The 20896-nt window shown below is 71.4% G+C and carries 22 protein-coding genes; 19 read left to right on the top strand and 3 right to left on the bottom strand.

The features are described 5' to 3' along the window. Window position 1: 1 nt before the first annotated feature. The 5 genes from I4I81_RS03480 to I4I81_RS03460 all read left to right on the top strand — a co-directional run bounded on the left by I4I81_RS03480 (window position 2) and on the right by I4I81_RS03460 (window position 5695). Window positions 2-1420 carry a putative type IV secretion/conjugal transfer ATPase gene (locus I4I81_RS03480; RefSeq protein ID WP_218602252.1) on the top strand — a complete coding sequence of 473 codons (1419 nt, stop codon included), beginning with the start codon at window positions 2-4 and terminating at the stop codon, window positions 1418-1420. Continuing rightward, entirely contained in the window at window positions 1417-3246 is a 1830-nt protein-coding gene (locus I4I81_RS03475) for a type IV secretory system conjugative DNA transfer family protein (protein WP_218602253.1), read from the top strand. The genes I4I81_RS03480 and I4I81_RS03475 overlap by 4 nt, the downstream gene beginning before the upstream one ends. Further along, entirely contained in the window at window positions 3243-3761 is a 519-nt protein-coding gene (locus I4I81_RS03470; protein ID WP_218602254.1) for a DUF4913 domain-containing protein, read from the top strand. The genes I4I81_RS03475 and I4I81_RS03470 overlap by 4 nt, the downstream gene beginning before the upstream one ends. Window positions 3762-3765: 4 nt before the next feature. Further along, entirely contained in the window at window positions 3766-4899 is a 1134-nt protein-coding gene (locus tag I4I81_RS03465; protein WP_218602255.1) for a VldE C-terminal domain-containing protein, read from the top strand. Window positions 4900-5035: 136 nt separating this feature from the next. Further along, window positions 5036-5695 carry an HAD family hydrolase gene (locus tag I4I81_RS03460; RefSeq protein ID WP_226363724.1) on the top strand — a complete coding sequence of 220 codons (660 nt, stop codon included), beginning with the start codon at window positions 5036-5038 and terminating at the stop codon, window positions 5693-5695. Here the strand turns inward: I4I81_RS03460 and I4I81_RS03455 are convergent. Beyond that, window positions 5673-6938: an NsdA family TPR-like regulatory protein gene (locus I4I81_RS03455; protein ID WP_504958854.1), complete on the bottom strand. Its 1266-nt coding sequence runs from the start codon at window positions 6936-6938 to the stop codon at window positions 5673-5675. The two genes, I4I81_RS03460 and I4I81_RS03455, sit on opposite strands and share 23 nt — an antisense overlap. A 471-nt stretch (window positions 6939-7409) precedes the next feature. Here I4I81_RS03455 and I4I81_RS03450 point away from each other — a divergent pair, with 471 nt between their 5' ends. From I4I81_RS03450 to I4I81_RS03385, 14 genes are all read left to right on the top strand, one after another. Then, window positions 7410-7931: a hypothetical protein gene (locus I4I81_RS03450; RefSeq protein ID WP_218602258.1), complete on the top strand. Its 522-nt coding sequence runs from the start codon at window positions 7410-7412 to the stop codon at window positions 7929-7931. A 305-nt stretch (window positions 7932-8236) separates the two neighbouring features. After that, window positions 8237-8746: a hypothetical protein gene (locus I4I81_RS03445; RefSeq protein ID WP_218602259.1), complete on the top strand. Its 510-nt coding sequence runs from the start codon at window positions 8237-8239 to the stop codon at window positions 8744-8746. Beyond that, window positions 8740-9597 (top strand): hypothetical protein, encoded by an 858-nt coding sequence (locus I4I81_RS03440; protein ID WP_226363722.1) that lies wholly within the window; start codon window positions 8740-8742, stop codon window positions 9595-9597. Before I4I81_RS03445 ends, I4I81_RS03440 begins: the two co-directional genes overlap by 7 nt. Then, window positions 9594-10217, top strand: coding sequence for an SAF domain-containing protein (locus tag I4I81_RS03435; protein ID WP_226363721.1), 624 nt, complete (start codon window positions 9594-9596; stop codon window positions 10215-10217). Before I4I81_RS03440 ends, I4I81_RS03435 begins: the two co-directional genes overlap by 4 nt. Beyond that, a complete protein-coding gene (locus I4I81_RS03430) occupies window positions 10214-10969 on the top strand; it encodes a CpaE/TadZ family protein (RefSeq protein WP_218602262.1) in 756 nt (251 codons plus the stop codon). Before I4I81_RS03435 ends, I4I81_RS03430 begins: the two co-directional genes overlap by 4 nt. Continuing rightward, window positions 10966-12363 carry a TadA family conjugal transfer-associated ATPase gene (locus tag I4I81_RS03425; RefSeq protein ID WP_226363720.1) on the top strand — a complete coding sequence of 466 codons (1398 nt, stop codon included), beginning with the start codon at window positions 10966-10968 and terminating at the stop codon, window positions 12361-12363. The genes I4I81_RS03430 and I4I81_RS03425 overlap by 4 nt, the downstream gene beginning before the upstream one ends. Window positions 12364-12611: 248 nt before the next feature. After that, the gene (locus I4I81_RS03420) at window positions 12612-13295 is read left to right on the top strand and encodes a type II secretion system F family protein (protein ID WP_218602264.1); all 684 of its coding nucleotides are present in this window, start codon (window positions 12612-12614) and stop codon (window positions 13293-13295) included. Beyond that, window positions 13292-14176 (top strand): type II secretion system F family protein, encoded by an 885-nt coding sequence (locus tag I4I81_RS03415; protein WP_218602265.1) that lies wholly within the window; start codon window positions 13292-13294, stop codon window positions 14174-14176. The genes I4I81_RS03420 and I4I81_RS03415 overlap by 4 nt, the downstream gene beginning before the upstream one ends. A gap of 31 nt (window positions 14177-14207) precedes the next feature. Continuing rightward, on the top strand, window positions 14208-14414 hold the full coding sequence (locus tag I4I81_RS03410; RefSeq protein ID WP_218602266.1) for a hypothetical protein: 207 nt from the start codon (window positions 14208-14210) through the stop codon (window positions 14412-14414). Window positions 14415-14425: 11 nt separating this feature from the next. Continuing rightward, a complete protein-coding gene (locus I4I81_RS03405) occupies window positions 14426-14836 on the top strand; it encodes a TadE/TadG family type IV pilus assembly protein (RefSeq protein ID WP_218602267.1) in 411 nt (136 codons plus the stop codon). Continuing rightward, window positions 14833-15276 (top strand): hypothetical protein, encoded by a 444-nt coding sequence (locus tag I4I81_RS03400; protein ID WP_218602268.1) that lies wholly within the window; start codon window positions 14833-14835, stop codon window positions 15274-15276. The genes I4I81_RS03405 and I4I81_RS03400 overlap by 4 nt, the downstream gene beginning before the upstream one ends. Beyond that, window positions 15273-15716: a hypothetical protein gene (locus I4I81_RS03395; RefSeq protein ID WP_218602269.1), complete on the top strand. Its 444-nt coding sequence runs from the start codon at window positions 15273-15275 to the stop codon at window positions 15714-15716. Before I4I81_RS03400 ends, I4I81_RS03395 begins: the two co-directional genes overlap by 4 nt. Further along, the gene (locus tag I4I81_RS03390; RefSeq protein ID WP_218602270.1) at window positions 15713-18916 is read left to right on the top strand and encodes an AfsR/SARP family transcriptional regulator; all 3204 of its coding nucleotides are present in this window, start codon (window positions 15713-15715) and stop codon (window positions 18914-18916) included. The genes I4I81_RS03395 and I4I81_RS03390 overlap by 4 nt, the downstream gene beginning before the upstream one ends. Beyond that, window positions 18913-19512, top strand: a complete 600-nt coding sequence (locus I4I81_RS03385) for a prepilin peptidase (RefSeq protein WP_218615796.1) — start codon at window positions 18913-18915, stop codon at window positions 19510-19512. The genes I4I81_RS03390 and I4I81_RS03385 overlap by 4 nt, the downstream gene beginning before the upstream one ends. Here I4I81_RS03385 and I4I81_RS03380 read toward each other — a convergent pair. Then, complete coding sequence (locus I4I81_RS03380; protein WP_218615795.1) at window positions 19464-20264, bottom strand: hypothetical protein; 801 nt, start codon at window positions 20262-20264, stop codon at window positions 19464-19466. The genes I4I81_RS03385 and I4I81_RS03380 overlap by 49 nt on opposite strands. Further along, on the bottom strand, window positions 20261-20887 hold the full coding sequence (locus I4I81_RS03375) for a hypothetical protein (RefSeq protein WP_218606017.1): 627 nt from the start codon (window positions 20885-20887) through the stop codon (window positions 20261-20263). Before I4I81_RS03375 ends, I4I81_RS03380 begins: the two co-directional genes overlap by 4 nt. Between the last annotated feature and the right edge of the window lie 9 nt (window positions 20888-20896).

Genomic DNA, 20896 nt, shown 5'->3' with positions numbered 1-20896 from the left:
CATGACCAGCGCAGATCCAGTGCCCCGTTCCTGGGGGTGGCCCGTGCGCGACGGCGGCCGGGCCGGGCACGTCGAGGGAGGCAACCGGTTCGCCGGCACCACCAGCCAGATCTGCGGCCTGTTCCCGTTCGCCACCGCGTCGGGCTCCGACGTGCGCGGCGTCCCGATCGGCCGCCACCTGCACACCGCCGAACCCATCGGGCTCGACCCCGCCCACTGGCTACGCACCGGGCTGGTGTCCAACACCGGTGTGTGGGTGCAGGGCCAACCCGGCATCGGGAAGTCCTCGATCACCAAACGCATGCTCGCCGGCCTCGTCGCGTTCGGCATGCGCGCGGTCATCCCCGGCGACGTCAAAGGCGAGTACACCCCGCTCGTCACGGCCCTGGGTGGGTCGGTATGGCACCTCGGCCGCGGCCTGCAGGCCCTCAACCCGCTCGACGCCGGCCCGCTCCGCGCGGCGCTGCTGACAGCCCCGGCGGCGGATCGCACCCGGCTGCTGGAGACCCTGCGGGCCCGGCGGCTGACCCTGCTCGAAGCGCTGATCACCATCGTCCGCCACGACGAACCCGACGTCACCGAACGCCGCCTGCTCGGGGCAGCGCTCGACCTCGCCGTCGACACCGCCGGCGACCGCGAACCGCTGATTCCCGACGTCCTCGCCGTCCTGCTCTCCGCCGCCACCCCACTGCTGACCATCGCGGCTACGCAGGACGACATCGAGTTCCGGCGCACGTCACGTTCGCTGGTCAACGCGCTCGGGTTGCTGTGCGAAGGCGCGATCCGCGGGATCTTCGACCGCTCCAGCAGCGCCCGCTTCGACCCCGACACCCCCGCCCTCTCCCTGGACATCAGTGCGCTCGACGACGATGACGACGACGTCGTCGCCGCGGCGATGCTCTGCTCCTGGGCCTGGTCGGCCGCGCTGGCCGATGCCGCTGCCTACGGCGAGCGGCGCCGCAACGTCGTGCAGGTCCAGGACGAGCTGTGGCGAGCGCTACGCGTTGCCCCCGGTCTGGTCGAGCGCTCCGACCGGATCACCCGCCTGGGACGGCACCGCGGGGTCGTGTCGTTCCAGGTCACCCACTCCTTAGACGACCTCGAAGCGTTGCCCACCGAAGCCGACAGGGCCAAGGCCCGCGGCATGGCGTCGCGCAACGGAGTGCTGCTGCTGGGCGGGATGGCGGAGCAGGAACTCGACGGGCTGCGCCGCATCACCTCGCTCAGCGAGGGCGAGGCCGCGTTGATCACCTCGTGGGCGGCGCCGCCGACCTGGCACGCCGGTCGGGTCCATCCCGGCCGTGGCAAGTACCTGATCAAGTCCGGGCAGCGGGTCGGGCTCCCGGTCGCGCTCACGCTGACCCCCAGCGAGATCGCGCTGCACGACACCGACCGCGCGTTCCGCCGGAGCACGCCGTGACCCCGGGGCTGCTGCGCGAGGCGGCCGCACCGTTGCTGCTGCTCGGCGCCATCGCCGCGACGGCCCTGCTCGCCGCTGACGTGTCGGTGGCGGCCGGAGCCGCCGCCCTCACCGGCACCGGGCACTGGACAGCGCCAGCAGTCGGTCCGGCCACGCTTTTCGCGCTGCTGAGCAGCGGCCCCGACGGAGTCCTGACGGAGAGCGCCAGCGCGCCGGTGTTCGTCACCGTCATGGTCACGTCCGTGACCCTGGAGGTGGCCGTTGCCGTAGTAGTGATCGTGCTGGTCGGCCGTACGAGTGGATCCGGCGGGCCGCAACGATCGCTGCTCCGGGCCCGGGAGCTGGGCGACCTCACCGGACAGCCCGCACGAGCCCGAGCACGGACGCTACGGCCCGCCGTCGACGAACTCGGCCCGTCGGATCAGGGGCTGCGGCTGCTGACCATCCAGCGCCGCGAGGTCTGGATGTCCTGGGAGGACGTCGCCCTGGTCATCATGGGCCCCCGGTCGAACAAGACCAGCGCCATCGCCGTCCCCACCGTGCTCGCCGCCCCCGGCCTCGTCGTCGCGACATCGAACAAGGCCGACCTGTGGGCGCTCACCGCAGAGATGCGGGCGAACGCCGGCCCGGTGCGGACGTTCGACCCGCAGCGCATCGCCCATGTCGAGCAGACCTGGTGGTGGGATCCGCTGCGGTCCATCGCCGACGCCGACCCCGCGGAACGCGTCGAGGCCGCCGCACGTCTGGCCGGGCACTTCGTCGGCACCATCGGCGGCGAACGGCGCGACCCGTTCTTCCACGCCGCAGGGGAACAGGTCCTCACAGCCACCCTGCTCGCCGCGGCGATCAGCGACGGCACGATGCGCGATGTTTTGGCCTGGCTGCAGCCCGGACGCCGTGACGCCATCGCCGCCCTCGACAAGGCCGGCGCCGACGCCGAGGCCGCCGACCTCGAAGCCACGCTGTCCGGAGCCGACGTCACCACCAAGGGCATCTACCAAACCGCGCGCACGGCCACCAAGGCGCTGACCTCCGAGCGACTCATGCGCTGGATCAGCCCACCCGACACCTGGCGCGACCCACCCGTACCCGGGAAAGGGACGCCCGTGGAGCTGGACCTCTGGGACCTCCTCGCCGCCGCCCGCCACGGCCGCGCCACCATGCACCTCCTGTCCAAGGAAGGCGCCGGCACCGCCGCACCGGTCGTCACCGCGCTGGTCGACCGCATCCTGGAAATCGCCGAACTCCTCGCCCAAGCCTCGGGCGGGCGCCTCGAACCGCCCGTGGTCGCGGTCCTCGACGAGGCCGCGAACATCTGCCCCATCCGCGCGCTTCCTCAGCTCTACAGCCACTACGGCTCCCGCGGCATTCAGGTCCTCACCATGCTGCAGAGCTATCAGCAAGGCGTCGGGGTCTGGGGCGAGCAAGGCATGCAGGCCCTCTGGTCCGCCGCCACGATCAAGCTCGTTGGCGCCGGCGTTGACGACCACGCGTTTCTGCAGAAGCTCTCCGGTCTGATCGGCGACCACTACGTCGAGCGGGTCTCCACCAGCATCGACCGAAGCCGCATCTCGCGGCAGTACGCGCAGGCCCGCGAACCCATTCTGCCTGCCTCGGCCCTGCGCGCGATCACCCGCGACCACGCCGTCCTGCTCTCCACCGGCCGCCGCGTCGGGTTCGGCCGGCTGCATCCCTGGTACCGCGAGCACGACCACGCCGACATCAGCGCCTACGCAGACACCGCGCTCACCGAACTGCGGCACGCCGCCGCTCTCGCGCTCGGGCCCGATAACCCGATCAACCAGGCCGAAGGAGACCGACCGTGACACCCCACGACCCGCCACTGACGACGGACGCCCGGCTGCTCGCCGAACTGTGCGCACGTGTTCAGGCTCTGGAGGCCTGGCGCGCCCACCAGACCGACCTGCTCGACGAGCTCCTCAACGGCATCCCAGCGACCGATCAGACCCAGCCGGTAGCCGACGAGGACGACGACCCCGACGAGGACGACCTCGATGTCGACGCCCTCATCGTCTGGGTGCACGACACCATCACGTCGATGATCGCTCGCCCGCTGCGCGGAGAGCTCACCTGGTGCCCGCTGTGGTGGGAACACCCCGAGGCCGTGTTCCGCCTCGAAGCGCTCCGGCGGGCCTGGACCGAGCTCGCCCCTGAACCCGGCGCCGCCATGTCGATCTGGATCCGCGACCACCTCGACCCCTGCCTGCGCGAACTGCTCACCCCACTGGGCCCATTCGCCGACTGCGCCCACAACGAGCGCTACCGCGCCCTCAGCGGGCACACGCCGATCGCGACGCTGCCGACGCGGACACCTGAGTGACGGCGTGCGCGGGCCGATCATCGCGGGCGGCGGCCTGGTCGCCAGCCTGCTCCTCCCCCTGCTGCTGATCGCCGCGCTGCTCGGCGGGCTCTCCAAGGCCGCACCGGTCCCGGCGGTGAACACCGCGGCCATCCCGCCGCTCGCCGCACAGCATCTCGAGACCATCGCTGAGGTCACGACGACCACCTGCCCGGAGCTCCCGCCGCTGTGGGTCATTGCCCACGTCGAGGCCGAGTCAAGCTGGGATCCCACTGCCTTCAGTGCCGACCGCAATGGCGGCGCCGCCGGGCTCTACCAGCTCAATGAGACCAACTGGACCGACGCCGGCGGCGCGCCCTGGGCCGCGGCACCACCGCCGGCCGACGCCGACATCCTGCAACCCGACGAGCACCTGCGCCGCGCAATCCCGTGGGTGTGCGCCAACCTGCGCGCCGCCACCGCGCACATCGACGCCAGCGGCAAACCCATCAGCGCCCTGGACGGAATGCTCGTGTGCCACATCGCCGGCTGCGGCCGGCTCACCGGGTCGACCACGGGCACCCCCGCCGAGGGCGAAGCCGGTTGCGACCGATCCTGCGCCGATCTCGTCGCGACCTACATCGACCGCGTCCACAGGCTCGTCCAGCAGTACGGCACCGCGTCAGGACCGATACCCGTCGACGACCTGCCCGTTCCAACCCCGTTTGCTGGCGTGAGCGCCGTCTGCAGCGCCACCGACCCCACGGGCGGCCGCTGCCTCACCCCGGCCACACGCCACGCCTACGACGAGATCATCCGCGTCTTCGGCCCACCTGGCCCGGGAGCACCGATCCGCTCGGCAGGCTGCTGGGACGAGCACGCGTGGAACCCCTCCAGCGACCATCCGCAGGGCCGCGCCTGCGACTACTTTCCCGATGCCGTAGGCACCTTCCCGCAGGGCCAGGAACTTCAGAACGGATGGCGACTGGCCACCTGGCTCCGCACTCACGCCGTGACGCTCAAGGTCAAGTACCTGATTTGGCAGGGCCGCATCTGGTCCCCCGGCACCCCCGACAGCGACGACGCCTGGGGACGCCCCTATACCGGCGGCGGGGTCTACAACCCAGACGACGCCACCGGCGGTCATTGGGATCACGTGCACGTTTCCATCGCCAGTTAGCAACGGGATGCCGTCCGTTAGATTCTTCCCATCCGTTGACCAAGGGTGGCAGGGAGTGCGCGCACGTGACGCAGGTGCAGGGATTCATCGACGGAGCCAGCCTCAGCTGGCCGGTCCCGCGCAACCGGACCGCGCCGTGATCGACTCGATCGAGGCCGTCGTGTTCGACGTCGGTGAGTGCCTCGTTGACGAGACCCGGGAGTACGGGACGTGGGCGGACTGGCTCGGCGTCCCCCGGCACACGTTCGCCGCCGTGTTCGGATCGGTGATCGCCCGTGGCCTCGACTACCGCGAGACCTTCCAGGTCTTCGCGCCCGGATTCGATCTGGCTCAGCAGCGGCAGGCCCGCACGGAGGGCGGCAAGCCCGAGTCGTTCGACGAGCAGGACCTGTACTTCGACGTGCGGCCCGCCCTGGGTGCTCTCCGCGAGGCCGGGTGCTGGGTGGGTATCGCCGGCAATCAGACCGTGCGCGCCGGCATGATCCTCCGGTCCCTGGACCTTCCCACGGACATGATCGCCACCTCCGACGACTGGGGCGTGTCCAAGCCGGACCCGGCGTTCTTCGACCACGTGATCGACGCCGCGCCCTGCGCGCCCGACCGGATCCTCTACGTCGGCGACCGGCTCGACAACGACATCCGGCCGGCAGCGAGCCGTGGCCTGCGGACTGCTCTGATCCGCCGCGGCCCGTGGGGCCTGATCCAGCAGCACGAACCGGACGCGGACCGCGTACCGACCCTGCGCATCGACAGCCTGGCCGAACTGCCCGTCCTCATCGGCCCGAGATCGCGTTGAGCGTCGTGGCCCAGCCGTAGAGACGGTCGTCGAGCGCCCGGACGCAGGGTTGATCCTGCCACTGGCGCAGGGATCGCCGAACGTCCCGGATGCGGTCCATTCCGGTCTCGTACCAGGTGCGGGAGAGCTCGTCCAGCGCTGCATCCGCAGCACGACAGGCCTCCTCGACATCACCGGCGGCCACGGCGACAGCAGCCAGATCACCGAGGACGACCGAGCGCTGCTTCACGTCGGCCGCCGGTAGCGCGTCGAGCACGGCGGTCAGGGTCGTCCGCGCCCGCTTGATATGCCCGGCAGCCAGCTCGGTGTTGCCCTTGAACGCCGCGAGCCGGACCGGGGTGAACCAGTTCATCCAGTCCGGCACAGGGTGCAGGCCGGCGTCGACATCGACGGCCAGTTCGGCCTCGGCTCTGCTGATGAGCCCGAGCGCCGCATTCGGGTCCCCGCACCGGCTTACACATTCCGCCTCGACGGCGTCGATCCACGCCCGCATCAACGCGGGCGCGGAGCCTCGTCGCCCGTACGCGCGTGCCGCGGCCAGGCGCTCGGTCGCGCCCTCCCGGTCTCCTGCCCAGCCGGGCACGAACGCGGCGTGGGCCAGGATCGCGGCGCCGAGCAACTGGTCGTCGGCCTCGCCGGCGAACTGGAGTGCGCGGACGTATGTCTCCGCCGCAGCATCGGTGCGCCGCAGGTCGAAGAACTCGATTCGGCCCACGAGCAACGCCGACTCGGCGAGTGCGCGGGTGATCCGATCGCGCGCGGTGCCGTCGGTCTCGCGCAGCAGTAGCGCCCCCAGCCCGACCTGCTCCGACGCCGATGCGAGCAGGCGTGCGGGATCCACCGACCAGTACATCCGGCGATGGGCGGCGGTGACGGCCACGTAGTCCGAGGCGACCGACGGCGGGTGGGTCGGCCGCTGCCGCGACCCGCCCGAGGTCGGACGTCGTGATGTGGACAGTCGACCAGGATCAGGAAACGGTTCACCCTCCGACCAAGGTGCGACGAACCCGAGCTCATCCATCCGCAGGCCGAGCACGTGCATGAGGATCTGCTGATGGTGAGGCTGCGGCCACGGCGGATCGGCGGACTCCCACCGGCGCACCTGCCGCGGTCCGATGCTGACACCACGCAGCCCGAGCTCCTCGGCAGCAGCGCTGAGCGCAGCGGCGAGACCTTCCTGCGAGCCGAACCCGCTCGCCAAGCGGGCAGCCTTGAGCAGTCGGTTCCCCGGCGGTCGCGGCACGGGCACCTCCGTCTGTTCGCATCATCGAGGACTCAAGTCTACGCAGTGAAGTCCGCTCGATGTCCGCTGCACGGCCTATTCCAGACGGAACCTGCGACCGATAGTGGTACTACCTCCACAGATCGGCGACCGATGACGCCCGCCCAGCCTTCGTCCAGACCGCGTGAGCACAGCTGCATCTCCGAGGCAGCCTTGCTGCTTGCGCGCGACCACGGCGCCGCCGAACGACTCCTGGCCGCGCACCGACCGCTGCCGGACGGACGCTGTGCTGGGTGCGGCCGCTCGCCGTCCCGGTGGCCGTGCGTACTGGTTGTGATCGCCGAGCAAGCTCGGAGTCTGACCGTCGACGTGCGCACTCGCACGGCAGCCGCTTCGGTCGCGAGGCGAGTTGCAGCCGGTCCACGGGCGAGTTGTCCACAGCGCTCGGAGTGAATGCTTGCGGTCCCGACGATCGCTTTCCAGCCTGGGTGGATGATCCCGATCGCTGCCGCCCGAGTCGGCACCTTCATCGCCGTGGCCATCCTGCTCACGGTGGGATGTTCGCGGTTGTCGACGTCAACGGGTGATCTCGATCTGCGAACCGGGTGCTCGTTCGTTGTGGCCGAGCGGATCATGGTCGGGTCCGACGTGGTGGTGGACGTGCAGGCAAGCGACTGTCGCAACCCGGACGGTTCCTTGTTGCCGAGTGACCAGGCTGTCGACCGGCTCGCGCAGGCTGTCTGGCAGTCGCTCGAACTCCGGGTGAACGCGATACGCGTGAAGTTGGGCGGGACGGCTTCGCAGAGCGACGCGACCACGACCATCCCGAGCGAGGAACTGACCGAGCGCTTCGGTCAGGGCCCGACCGGGGTCGTGTGGCCCGTATCTGACCCGCCCAACGAGAGTATCTGGGTCGCGCTTCCGATCGGTTACCTCGCTCTCGGCTTCATGATGCTCCTGCTCGCACGGCGGTTGCGGCGTGCCGGCGTGGTAGTCGTACTCCTTCGGCGTTGACGACTGCCGCCGTCGGCACCTTGTACGGATCGACGAACTCCCGCGTGGATCTCGCAACGTTGCCATCGGTGAGGAGCCGGGCGACGGGGATCAGAGCTGGTGACGCCGCCACGAGCGGATCACCCCGCGCAAGCCGATAGTCCATTCGAGGGACCCGGTCCCGTTCGCCCACGAAGTCGCGGGCGCACTGGTAAGTCTGCGACCGGTGTCTCGATCCTGCGGTGACCACGCGGAAACCACGGGAAAGCAACACAACGACCACGCCCCGACCACAGCATCGACTCGAACAGGAATCGAGGGGTCGCGTGACCACATCGCAACGGATCGCGCTGCTGTCGTCCGTGCTCACGGCGGCGCTGCTGACAAGCTGCACTGCGACCGCGCCGCCGGTCGGTACACAGCCGGCCACGCCGTCACAGGACGCATTGCTGTCGTACGAGCGCTACTGGTCCATTTCCCAGGAAGCCTTCTCGGCGCCGAGCGCGCGCGACTGGACGGCGGAGCTGGAAGAAGTGGCGTCGGGGTCCGCGCTGGACAGCCTCATCGATGACGTTCGCAACTATGCCGACTTCCCCGCTCACACCGAAGGGGCCGTCACCCGCTCTCCGACGGTCGGTACCGCGACGGACGATCGGGTGGAGATCGTGGACTGCGTGCAGCTCGGCGACTCGCGCCTGATCGCGGACGCCACGGGCGAGGTTCTTGACGACCTGGCCAACCGGGCGCCGCGCTACCGCTTCCGCGCCGAGGTCGTGTTGCGCGGCGACGAGTGGCTGGTGGACCGCGCCGAACCGGCTTTGGACGAGCCGTGTTGACCGCGACGGGGTTGGGCGTCGTTCTCCCGATGCTGTTGCTAACGACCGCGGGCGACCCCGAGCCGCCTGGATGCGCCGTGTCCGACAGCCACGGGCGATGCCTGGTCATCGCCGTGGATCCGGGTCGGCCGGGGCGGCCGTCGAACCCGGATCGCGAGGAAGCCTCAACACGGCCAGAGACCGACGAGGGGATCGCCGACGACGACGCCGGTACGTCATCGGAGCCCGAACGGCCGCGGTTGCAGGCTCTGCCGTTCGGCGACGGCAGTTGGGTCCGGCAGGAGGTACCAGACCCCGCCGACTTCCTCGACGCGCTACCAGCCGACACCGAGCCGGCAATCGACCCGGCCACGATCGCGCAGGTCCTGGCGCAGCGGGCTGTCGAGCAGTTGACCCTCGACCCGCCCGAACCACGCACCTCGGCCGACGGCCCCGGGTACGTCGGGGTGCCGGTGTGGCTGTGGATCGAAGACGGTGTCGCCTCGACCGGTCCGGTATCGGCCACGGCGACCGTCGGTGCGGCGCGGGTGACCGCGACCGGGCGGCTGTCGGCGGTGGAGTGGTCCATGGGGCCGGCCGGAGCCGACGTGCGCTGCACGGGCCCAGGGACGCCGTGGACCGGGCAGGCCGGGTCGTCGCCCGACTGCGGCTACACCTACGAACAACGCTCCCTGCCGGAGCGGACCGGCGGCACCGGCCGGTGGACGGTGATCGCCACCAGTGTGTGGACGGTGATGTGGACCGGGGTGAGCGGCGGCCTGCCGGTGGCCGGTGAGGAGACCGTCCGCGTGTCCGCGGAGACATCCCTGGGCGTCGGAGAGATCCAGGTACTGGTCGGAGGCGAACGATGACCGCAACAGTTGCCCGCCCGCCCGAGCGGGTTGAAGCGGCGACCCCACGTCCATTACGACCTCGCCGCTCGTCACGGCGTCTGCTCCTGGCCGTGACGTTGGGCCTGATCGGTGCACTGCTCGGCGCCTACGCGTACCGCGGAGCGGTGGTGCGTGAAGGCGTGGTGGCGATGGCGCGGCCGCTCTCGTTCGGCTCCGTCGTCCAGCTCTCCGACCTGCGTGAGATCCAGCTACCGCTCGATTCGGGCCTGACCTGGGTGACGTGGGACGACGTCGGCACCGTACTGGGACAGCTCGCCGCCACCGATCTACGGGCGGGGCAGACGCTGACGCCCGACTCGGTCTCGCCGAACCGCGTTCCCGCTCCCGGTGAGGCGGTCGTCGGGTTGTCGGTGGAGGCGGGCCGGGTGCCGTCCGCGGCGCTGGCGCCACGCGACGAGGTTCTGATCATCACCGGTGCCGGGAGTCCGCCGAAACGCGCCACGGTCGTCAGGGCAGGTGATGTCGACGTGTCCGGCCGCCGCGACGTCGATGTCCTCGTGCCGCAGGCCGACGCGGAAGAGCTGGCGCTGGCGTCGGTCGACAACCGCGTGGCGATCGTGTTGCTGGGGCGGGGGTGAGCGACGTGCTCGTGGGACTGGTCTCGGCGAAGGGCAGCCCGGGCGTCACGACATCAGCGCTCGCCTTGGCGTCGCAGTGGCCGCGCGCCGCGCTGATGCTGGAGGCGGACCCGTTCGGCGGCGACGTCCGAGCGGGGCTCGGCAGCGGCGAGTGGCCTCCCGCCGCCGGGATCATGGAAGCGGTCGTCGACCTGCGTTCGACCGATCTGGACGTGGCTTTGGATCGGCGTGTGCATCGGCCTACCGAATACTCGCCGCCGGTGCTGGCCGGGATTGGCTGCGTCGGGCAGGCGTCGACATTGCCGTGGTCCCGGATCGGGGCGGCGTTGGCGCGACTGCCGGCGGCCGATGTCATCGCGGACTGCGGACGGTTCGCCGTCGCGGACGGGGTGACCCCACTGCTGCGGACGTGCGACATGATCATCCTGGTGACGGGCTCCTCGCTGCGGGCGACCCGCGCGGCGTCCCGGATCGCCCCGCTGTTGCAGGAGGAACTCGACGTGCGGCCCGGGGATCCGCGGGTATCGGTGCTTGTCGTGGACGCGGGCGCCCCTTACCCCGCCGCGGAGATCGCCGAGGCGTGCCGGCTGCCGTTGCTGGGCGAGCTGCCCGATGACCCGCGCGCCGCGGCCGTCTGGAGCGACGGGGATCGACCGGGACGCGGCTTCAGCCGCAGTCCCCTGCAGCGCGGAGCCCTCAGGCTCGCGGGGGCGCTCGCGACGTTCGGCGACGACCAGCGAGGTGTGGCATGACTCAAGAACTCAACGGCAAATCTCAGCACGCTGGTACCAGGAATACGGCCGGGTCCGTCGTGGGCCAGGCCTCGACCCGGCGGATCCACGACGCTGTGCTGGCCCGGCTCGCCGAGGAACTGGACGGCCGCATACTCGACCCGGCCGACCACCGTCAGCTTCTGCTGGCCTGGATCCAGGGAGAGCTCGACGCCGAGGCACGACGGCGCGCGATGAGCGGCGAACCACAGCTCGACCACGCGACGGAACGCGCCGTCGCCCGCGCGGTGGAGAACGCGCTGTGGGGCCTGGGCCGGATACAGGAGCTGCTCGACGTGCCCGGCGTGGAGGACATCCACATCACCGGGTGCGACCTGCCGGTGCTGCGGATGTCCGACGGTTCGGTCCGCACGGCGGGCACACCCGTCGCCGACACGGACGCCGACCTGGTGCAGCAACTGCAACACATCGCCGCCCATCACGGCAGCTCGGAGCGCGCGTTCTCGCCAGCCCAGCCGTGCCTGAACATGCAGCTGCCGGACGGGTCCCGGCTCGCCGCGATGCGCGAGGTCGTCCCCCGTCCAGTCGTGACGATCCGCAAACACAAGCTCGTCGACGTCCGGCTGCGCGACCTGATCCGCCTGGACACCGTGTCACTCCAGCTCGCGCGCTTCCTCGCCGCGCTGGTGAACGCCCGGCAGAGCATCCTGGTCACCGGGATGCCGTCGAGCGGGAAGACGACCCTGCTCAGGGCGCTTGCGCGCGAGATCGCTCTGGACGAGCGATTCGCGACGCTGGAGACCGAGTTCGAGCTGAACCTGCACCGCCTGCCGGACAAGCACCCGCTGCTCTACGCGGCCGAGTGCCGTTCCGGGTCGACCGAGCGCGACCCGGCGACCGGCCGTCCGGCCGGTGAGATGACGCTGTCGGGTCTGCTGCACCAGACACTGCGTATGTCGGTCACCCGGGTGATCGTCGGCGAGGTACGGGGCGCCGAGGCGCTGCCCATGCTGGAGGCCATGAACGCCGGCATGCCCGGCTCGATGTGCACGTTGCACGCCGGATCGGCGGCCGAGGCGTTCGAGCGGCTCGTCACCGCGACGATGAAAGGCGCCGGGGCGGGGTGGTCCGACACCTTCGTAACGAGGTTGGCCGCTCAGGGCATCGACTACGTCGTCCACCTGCGCCACGCCAGGACCACCCCGGAGGGGCTGCGGACACGGTTCGTGGCCGAGGTCGCGGAGGTGACATCGGTCGGTGAGGGCGGTGGGGTCGCGATGAACCGCGTGTTCGCACCCGCACCGGGTGGTGATCCGCGCGCAGTCTTCCAGCTGCTGCCCCAGAACCGCCGCCCCTTCGACGAAGCGGGCATCGACCTGGGATTCCTTCACGAGTCGGGCGGGTGGACCCGGTGACGCCGGCGGAGCTGGCGGCCGGCGTCGCGGGTGCCTGCGTCGCCACGGCAATCGCACTGCTCGTCGGGGGCCGACGCAGCGCGAGCGACGGCAGGCCCGTCGCGGCACCCGCGTCGCCATGGACACGGCGGCTCCATCGCGCCTGGGTCGCCACCGGTGACCCTGCGCGACCCCACGCCGATCGCCGCCGCCGGGCGCTGGCATGCGCCGTCGCGGGAGTCGTCGTGTGGGCACTCTCGGGTTGGCCGGTGGCGGGGCTGGCAACGACCGTTGCCGGGCTGTGGCTCCCGTGGCTGCTGGGATCCACCCGGGTCGTGCGCGAGCGGATCGAGAAGCTCGAAGCGTTGGAGGGCTGGTGTCGGCGCATGGCCGACACCCTGACCGGCGGCGGGGCGATCGGCCTGGCACAGGCCATCGTCACGACCGCGCCACGGGTCGACGAACCGATCGCCCCAGCGGTACACACGCTCGCTCGCCGCATCCGCGACGGTGCGGGACGCCAGAGCAGCCACCACGCCGCCGCGCTGCGCGAGTTCGCCGACGCCGTAGACGACCGGACCGGCGATGTCGTCGCAGCTGCCCTGCTGCTGGCCCTGCATCAGCAGAGCGGCGGCATCGCCGGGGTTCTGCGCCAGCTCGCCGACGGGGTCGCGCGCGACGTCCGTGCCCGTCGCGACATCGAGGCCGCCCGCGCCGAGTCGAGGCAGTCGATCCGCATCCTGTTGATCATCCAGGCCGCTCTGCTCGTACTCATGGGTGTCGTACCGAGCTTCGCCGCGCCGTACGGCACGCCGGTCGGGCAGGTGGTGATGGCAGTACTGCTGTCCGCATCGGGCCTGTTGCTGGTCTGGATGCGCAGGCTGGCCATCGGCCGGACCGCGCCTAGATTCTTCGGAGTCTCTGCACTGCCCGGCGAGCGGGGTGCGTCATGAACGGCGTGCTGGCACTGGTCGGCGGCGGCCTGATGGGCGTCGCGTTGGCGCTCGCTCTCGTCGCGGGCAACCGCCGGCATCCGGTGCTGGTCGACGCGCTCGCCGCGCTCGACGAGCGCAGCTACCGCCCCAACGCCACGGACAGCGAGGAGCGGGCTCGACGGCGGATCCTGCTGCCGCTGCTGCGCCGGCTACCGGTGGACGTACCGTCCGCCGATCTGGAGCTGCTCGGGCTGGGCCGGGATCGCTTCCTCGTCACCGCCGCCGGGTCTGCAGCGAGCCTGGCCGCGGCCGGGCCGGTGCTCGCCGCGGTGCTGACCCTTCTCGGCACCGGTGTAGGCGTGGTCGTGCCCGTCGGTGTCACCCTCGTGGGACTGCTGGTCGGCTGGACCGGACATGCCCACCGCGTCCGCGACCGCGCCGACGATGCCCGCGACCAGCTCCGCTCGGCACTCGTCGCCTACTTGCAACAGGTCAGCCTGCTGCGCCGGGGCGGCGCCGGAGTCTCGACCGCCCTGACCGTGCCGGGACGGCTGCTGGCCGAGAGCTGGCCGATGCGCCGCCTGCGTGACGAGCTCGAACTCGCCGAACGTGCCGGCGACATGCCGTGGGACGGGTTGCGCAGGTTCGGCGAGCGCATCGACATCGACGAGCTGACCGACCTGTCGGCCATCGCCGCCACCGCCGGTCAGGACGGCGCCGCCGTCGTCGGGACACTCCTGGCCCGCGCGGAGAGCCTGCGCGACGAGCTACTCGCCGACGAACACACCGAGGCCAACCGCGCGAGCGGCCAGATGAGCACCCCGGGCGCGCTGCAGGTATTCCTCATCGCGGCCTGGGTGCTCTTCCCCGCAGGAACAGCACTGCTGACCAGCGTCTGAACGCATCAATCCGACTGGGAAGGAACCCGCCATGATCCAGGAACTCAGAACCCGAACTCGCATCTGTGCCCACCACCTCGCCTGGGCGGTCCGACTGCGCCTCGAACCGCTCGACGAACGCGGCGGCGGCCGCAACTCCGACGAAGGCATGCACATCGGTGCCGGCGCGGTGATCGCCGGAACGATCGCCGCCGGGGTCGGCGCATTCATCGCGAGCAAGCTCGGCGCCCTGAAGTAGGTGCCCCCGCGATGGACGGTCTGCGCCCGGACCAGGTCGACGATGGCGAGCGTGGTGGCGCCACCGGCGTCGAGATGGCGCTGCTCTGGATCGTCCTGATCATGCTGATCCTCGCGGTGGTGCAGGTCGCGCTGATCTTCTACGCCGGACAGCTGGCACTGACCGGCGCCCAGGACGGACTGCGGTCTGGCCGCGCCTACCTGTCGGAGTCAACCACCGCTGCCGCCCGGCGCGACGCGGAGGCATTTCTCGCCCGCGCCGGTGGCACCGTCCTCACCGACGTCGTCGTGTCCGCTTCGCTCGACGACAGCGGCGGGATCTTGCGCGTTCGGGTCACCGGGTCGGCTCTTTCCCTGGTGCCGGGCGTACCGGTCGCGATCAACCGGGAGGCGGTTGGTGGCGTGGAGATGGCCACCCCATGAGGGCGCCGGTTCCAGGACATTCGGGCGAGCGGGGAGGGAGCCCGTCCGTCGAAGCGGCCGTCCTCGTCGTCGCGCTCGGACTGCTCATCGCGTTCGCCGTCGCGGGCGGTCGCCTGGTGGCCGCAGAGGCGGCCACCGACCACGCGGCGCGCTCCGCCGCTCGGGTGGCATCACTGCACCGGGAGCCGGGCACGGCCGCCGCCGCAGCTCACCTGGCGGCGGAGAGCAGTCTCGCCGAACAAGGCCTGCGCTGCGCCGATCTGCGGATCACGCTCGACACGGCGGGCTTCGCCGCGCCGCTCGGGACGCCCGCCTCTGTCACCGCGACGGTGCGATGCGACGTCGACTGGTCCGACCTCGGCCTGCCCGGCGCCAGCACAACCCGGGTCATCGAGTCCACATCAGCCAGCCCGATCGATCGTTGGCGGGAGAGGGCATGACGACGAACCACCAGGAGCGAGGCGGCCGGGAACGCGGAGGTGGCGCGGTCAGCGCACCGATGGCGATCGCCACACTCGCGCTGCTCGCCGCGATCGGGCTGGGCATCGACGGCGTGCGGGCGGCGCAGGGACTCGCGACCGCCGACTCGGTCGCCGAGGAAGCCGCACGCGCCGCCGGCCAGGCTCTCGACATCGACCAGTTGCGTCGGGGCACGACCACGGTCGACCCCGCGGCGGCCGTGGCGGCGGCCCAGGCGCATCTTGCCGCCGCCGGCGTCGAGGGCACGGTCACCGTGGTCGGTCCGCTGCGCATCCGGGTCGAGGCGCGCGTCACCCGCGCCACGGTCCTGCTGGGCCTGATCGGCCGCAACGAGATCACCAGCACCGGAGAGGCGGAGGCGCTGTTGGTCCCGGTCCCCCCGGAAGGAGGCGTGTCGTGAGGACTCTGTCCCGGGTCGGCGCCGCGGTGGTCGCGGCTGCGGCCACCATCGGCATCCTGTTCGGCGTCCCGATCACGCTGTGGCTGCTGAGCGGCTCCTTGCTGGACGGCGGCCTCCCGGCGGGAATCTCGGTCGTCGACATGCTCCTGGCGCCCGACGACGGCACCTTGCTGATCGGGTTCCTCACGGTGGTCGCGGCCGGAACGTGGTTGGTGCTGGCCATGTCGATCGTGATCGAGTTGACCGCCAGCTTGTTCAACCGGCCTGCGCCACGCATCGACCTGCCCGGCTTCCGGCTCGGTCGCACCATCGCGGTCGCGCTGGTCGCCACGATGGTCGGCGCGGGCCCAGCGATGGCCACCCCCGTCACCTCGGCCGCAGGGTCGGTCCTGACCGCCGCCACGTCCGAACCCTCGGCCGCCGATCCCGGTCGAGTCGCTGGGACAGAGCCGACGGGACCGGTGCACACCGTTGAACGCCGAGACACGCTATGGCGGATCGCGGAGACGAGCCTCGGCGATCCCCTGCGCTGGCGCGAGATCTACGACCTCAACGCCGGCCGGATCCAGGACGACGGCGGGCGCTTGACCGAAGCCTCCGAGCTCGTCGTGGGATGGCGCCTCGTCCTGCCACCCGACGCCCGGGCAATCGTGCGGGTCGAGCCCGGTGACACGCTGAGCGGAATCGCCGGTGGCCACCTCGGCGATCCCAGCCGAACCGACGAGTTGTTCGCGGCCAACGTCGCCGTGCCGCAACCCGGCGGCGAGACGCTCGCCGACCCCGACCTGATCCGGCCGGGGTGGACGCTCGTCCTTCCCGACCGCGCGCCCTCGCTGGAACCCCGACCCAATGACGAAGGCGCGCTACCCGACGACAGGGCCGAGGGAGCATCCCCGACGGGAGCCGTACCCGAACTGCCCGAACTACCCGAACCTGAGTCATCGCAGCCTCCGGAGCTCCCATCGACCGGCTCGCCGACGTCTAACCCCGCGCGGCCGGGGACCACGCCCGCCGAGGAACCAACCGGATCGGCGATCACCCCAGGCGACACCGGCGTGCAGGGCGACGACCCGGGCACGGCTCTCACGGTCACAGCACTCGGCGTGTCCGCGCTCGTCGCGAGCGGCGTCCTGGCGTCGCTCGTCGTGCGTCGCCGCCGGCAGCAACGACTCCGCCCACTGCGACACCGGATAGCCGTGCCCGCGGACGACGACGGGCGGGTGGAACGGTCACTGCCCGCACCCCACCCACACGACGGGGCGGCCCGCACCGCGCGGCTCCTGGACCTGGCCCTGCGCTCGCTCGCGCACCCCGACCGGGAGACGACCGACGGCACACCCACTCCGGTGCTGATCTCGGCGCGGTTGTCGTCCTCGGACATCGTGCTCACGGCCTCCCCCGAGACCCGGCTACCAACACCGTTCACGGAGGTCGAGCCGGACGGTGGTGTGTGGGGTCTCGATCCCGACGACCCGCTGCCGGTTCCCGACGCGGAGGCCGCCGGGTGCTGTGCCCCGTTCCCGGTCCTGGTGTCGATCGCCACCGACGACGACCGCACCCTCATGATCGACCTCGAACAGCGCGGAGTTCTGCGGATCGGCGGTGACCGGGCGCGCTGCATCGCGCTACTGCGCCATCTTGCCGCCGAGCTCGCTACAAGCAGCACGGCGGAAGACGTCGAGGTTCTGCTTCTCGGCCTCGGCGAGGAACTGATCTCCCTCAACCCGGATCGTCTGGGTGCTGCGCCCGACCTCGATACCGCGCTGGTGGAGATCGAACGTCGAGCCTCGACCACTCGCGGCGCGCTGGACCAGTGGCAGGTCGAGACTGTCGTGGAAGGGCGGCTGCACGACCTGGCCTCCGACTCCTGGCTGCCCACGGTGCTGCTCGCCGCAGCGGAACCCAACGACGGACACCGCGCCAGGCTGGAGGCCCTGGCCGCCGAACATCGCCGGAGCGCAACCGCGGTGGTCGTCATCGACACCGCCCACGCGGACCTGCAAGTCGGCGACGACGGGCTGCTCGACCTGCCGGACGTCACGGACGGGCCGTGGGAGGTCGCGCGGCTCACCGAGAACGCCGGCACCCACCTCGCGGCCATCCTGGGATCCACCAGCGCGCCAGCGGTTCCCGTCGGTGCGGCATCGTCCGCCGAACCGTGGGCTGCGGACATGAACGAGGACGGCTCTCTCGCGACCGGCGATTCCGTCCCGCGGGATCCGCCCGCGAATGGCAGACCCGAACCAGGCGGCGCGAGGGAGGTGGACGTGGAACCGGACCTGCCCCTTCCGCCGTGGTCCACCGGTTCCGCAGCCGAGTCGGCGGCCGCCCGGCGGCTCGCGATCGTCGACTACCAAGACCCTGGCCTGGACGACGATCTCACCGCCTGGCACGACGCCGGCCCGCCGTCCAAACCAATGATCGCGATCCTCGGCGAGCCCAGCATCACCGCGCCCGGTCCGACCCCAGGCACACGCAGGACCTGGTTCGCCGAGGTTCTGGTCTACCTGAGCCTGCACCCGGCCGGGGTGACTTCGGCGAAGGCCGTCACCGACCTGTGGCCCGACGGACGCCGGATCAGCCCGGCCACCCTCCGGCACGCGCTCTACGGAGCTCGCAAGTGGGCCGGCCAGGGCCTGAACGGCGACCCGGACGCGTTTTTCGTCAGCGACATGCAGAACGACAACAGCTACCGACTTCGCGGCTACCAGCTGGACTGGGACCTGTTCCGGCGGCTGCGCAAGCGCGGCCAAGCCCGCCACGAGGCCGGCCATCCCGGCGCGATCACTGACTACGAGGCGGCTCTGAACCTCGTGCGGGGGCCTGTGTTCAGCTCGTTGCGACCCGGTGGATACGGCTGGCTCAACAACCACGACCAGCGCCACGACCTGCAGATACCGGGCTTCATCGTCGACGCCGCGCACGAGCTCGTCGACATCGCCCTCGCCGCCGGCGACACCTCATTGGCCCGCTGGGCCGCCGAGCGCGCGCGCATGATCGATATCGATGTCGCCTTCGACCGGCCGCTGACCGATCTCATGCGCATCGCGCACGCTGAGGACAACCGATCGGAGCTCGAGCTTTACGCCGCGGTTCTGCTCGACGCTCGCGGCTTCGACGTGCCGGAGGAACTCGCGCCGGACAGCTTCGCCGTGCTCAACGACCTGCTGCCCGCCGGTCCGCGCCGTCCGCGGCCGTGAGCGGCATCGCGTGCGCGGCCCTGGTCGCTGTACTCGCCGGACCGGCGGTGCTGCTGATCGCCCGGCACACCGTGACTTCCGCCATCCGACTCCGGCCGATCGCGGTCACGGCCATCTCCGCGATGGCTGGGCTGCTGGTCGGTGTGGTCCTGGCACTCCCGCCGGAGCGCGCGATCCTGCTGCTGCCGCTCGCCGTGCTGGGGTGTGCCGCGGCGGTGGTCGACGCCCACGAGGGGCGGCTACCCGACGTTCTCACCTGGCCGCTGTTGGTCGTGACGCTGCTGGTCGGGATCGTGACCGCCAAGGGGAGCGGTGCAGTCGGCGCCACCGTGCTCAGCGCGCTGGCCGGCGGGTGCGTCGCGGTCGGGATGAAGGCGGCTGTCAGCGCAGGGTTCGGGTGGGGCGACGCCAAGCTCGTCCCGACGCTCGCCGTCGTCCTGGTCCGGCATGACGCGATCGTTACCGGCATCGTGTCGATGTCGGTGCTCGTCGCGGTCACCGCGTTCATCGTCGGCATGCGGGCGGCCGACCGCTCCGCGCTGGTGCCCTACGGGCCGGCGATGGTCGTCGGGACGGTGGGCGCCGCGGCGCTCTGACCGGGCGGCCGGTGGATACCCGGTGCGCGCGCGCTTGCCCTGGGGGCGGCCGGGCGGCGGGGCCGGGTCACGCGACGGGGCGCGGGGTCGGAGGGTGTCCCGGGTGGGGTGACGACGGCCGGGGCATCGAGATCGACACCGGTGAAGCGGCCGCGGATGGCCGCGTCCGTACGCCGGTTGTGGCCGCGCAGGTTGCGTGCCACGGCACGGTCGTCGTCCCGGGCGGGGTCGAGGTGTTCCACGAACGCGGCCAGGTCGACCTGCTGGGGAAGGGTCGGGACGCGCTGCGGGGTCTGCGTGACCGCCCACGGGGCCAGCTCGCTGGACGGCCGGGTGAGGAAGTGCGCGTGTAGTGCATCGACGATGTCTCTCGACGCGGCTCTGGCGCCGACGGCACCGAGACCCGGGACGTGCCCGACGACCGCGAACCCAGTCTGGCCCAAGCCCGCCAGCGCGACGACGTCCGCGGATCGCGGCCCGGTGGCGAGCAGCTGTCGCGCCGCAGTGAACGTGTCGGTGTCCAGGGTGCGAGGCAGATCGTGGTCCGGGATGGACCTGCCGGTGGCGTTGCTCAGCGCGGTGGCCGCCCCAGTGATGTCGCGCACCGCTTCCGCTCGCGCTGCGCGCCCGTCGCGACCCCGACCGGTCCTGTGGTGCCGGCCGAGCCGCTCGGCGATGACGGTGGCGATGTTCGCGAGCTGGTAGGTCTCGTAGCTCCCCAGCGCCATCAACGGGTAGTCCGGCGCCGTCACACCGCCCTCCCGATCGCCGTCCGGGCCGCGGGAAGCGCCCTCGCCGGCGCGGTCGGCCTCGACGAGACAGTCACCGGCTTGGCCGCAACACGGTTGGGGGTGGCGAACAATCGAGCCGCCGTGCGGGCGGCCTGATCGCAGGCACGCTCTTCGGGAGTCGGCGGGAACGCTGTCGCGGCCAGATTGTCGGCGCGCCGGAACGCTGCCATCGCCGAGCGGAGCGCAGCATGGTCACGCACGTCGAAACCGATCCGGCCGAGCGTGACCCACAGGCTGGTCCTACGACCCGGCGCCTGGTCCAGGCGGGCCCCGGCCGGCGGGGATTCCGCTGCTTCCATCATCACCGCCGGCTCGGCGACACCAGCAACCGGCATCACTCGCGTCGGATCCGATCGGACCGGCAACGACCTCGCCTGCCGGGCGCCGGACTGCCACGCCCGATGGAAACTGTTGGCGGTCTCCGCATCATGGATGTAGATCAACGATCCCCCGATGCGCACGCTGATCGCGGCGCCGTCGGTGCCTGGCCGGTGGGCCACGACCGCGACGTCCTGCGGGCCCACCAGCGAGACGACGACCTTGATCGCCTGGCCGCTGCCTGACATTTGCGCCACCACCTCCACCCGTTCGCC

Source organism: Pseudonocardia abyssalis, from assembly GCF_019263705.2.
Lineage (GTDB): Bacteria > Actinomycetota > Actinomycetes > Mycobacteriales > Pseudonocardiaceae > Pseudonocardia > Pseudonocardia abyssalis.
This window is presented reverse-complemented; position numbering and strand designations above follow the sequence as displayed.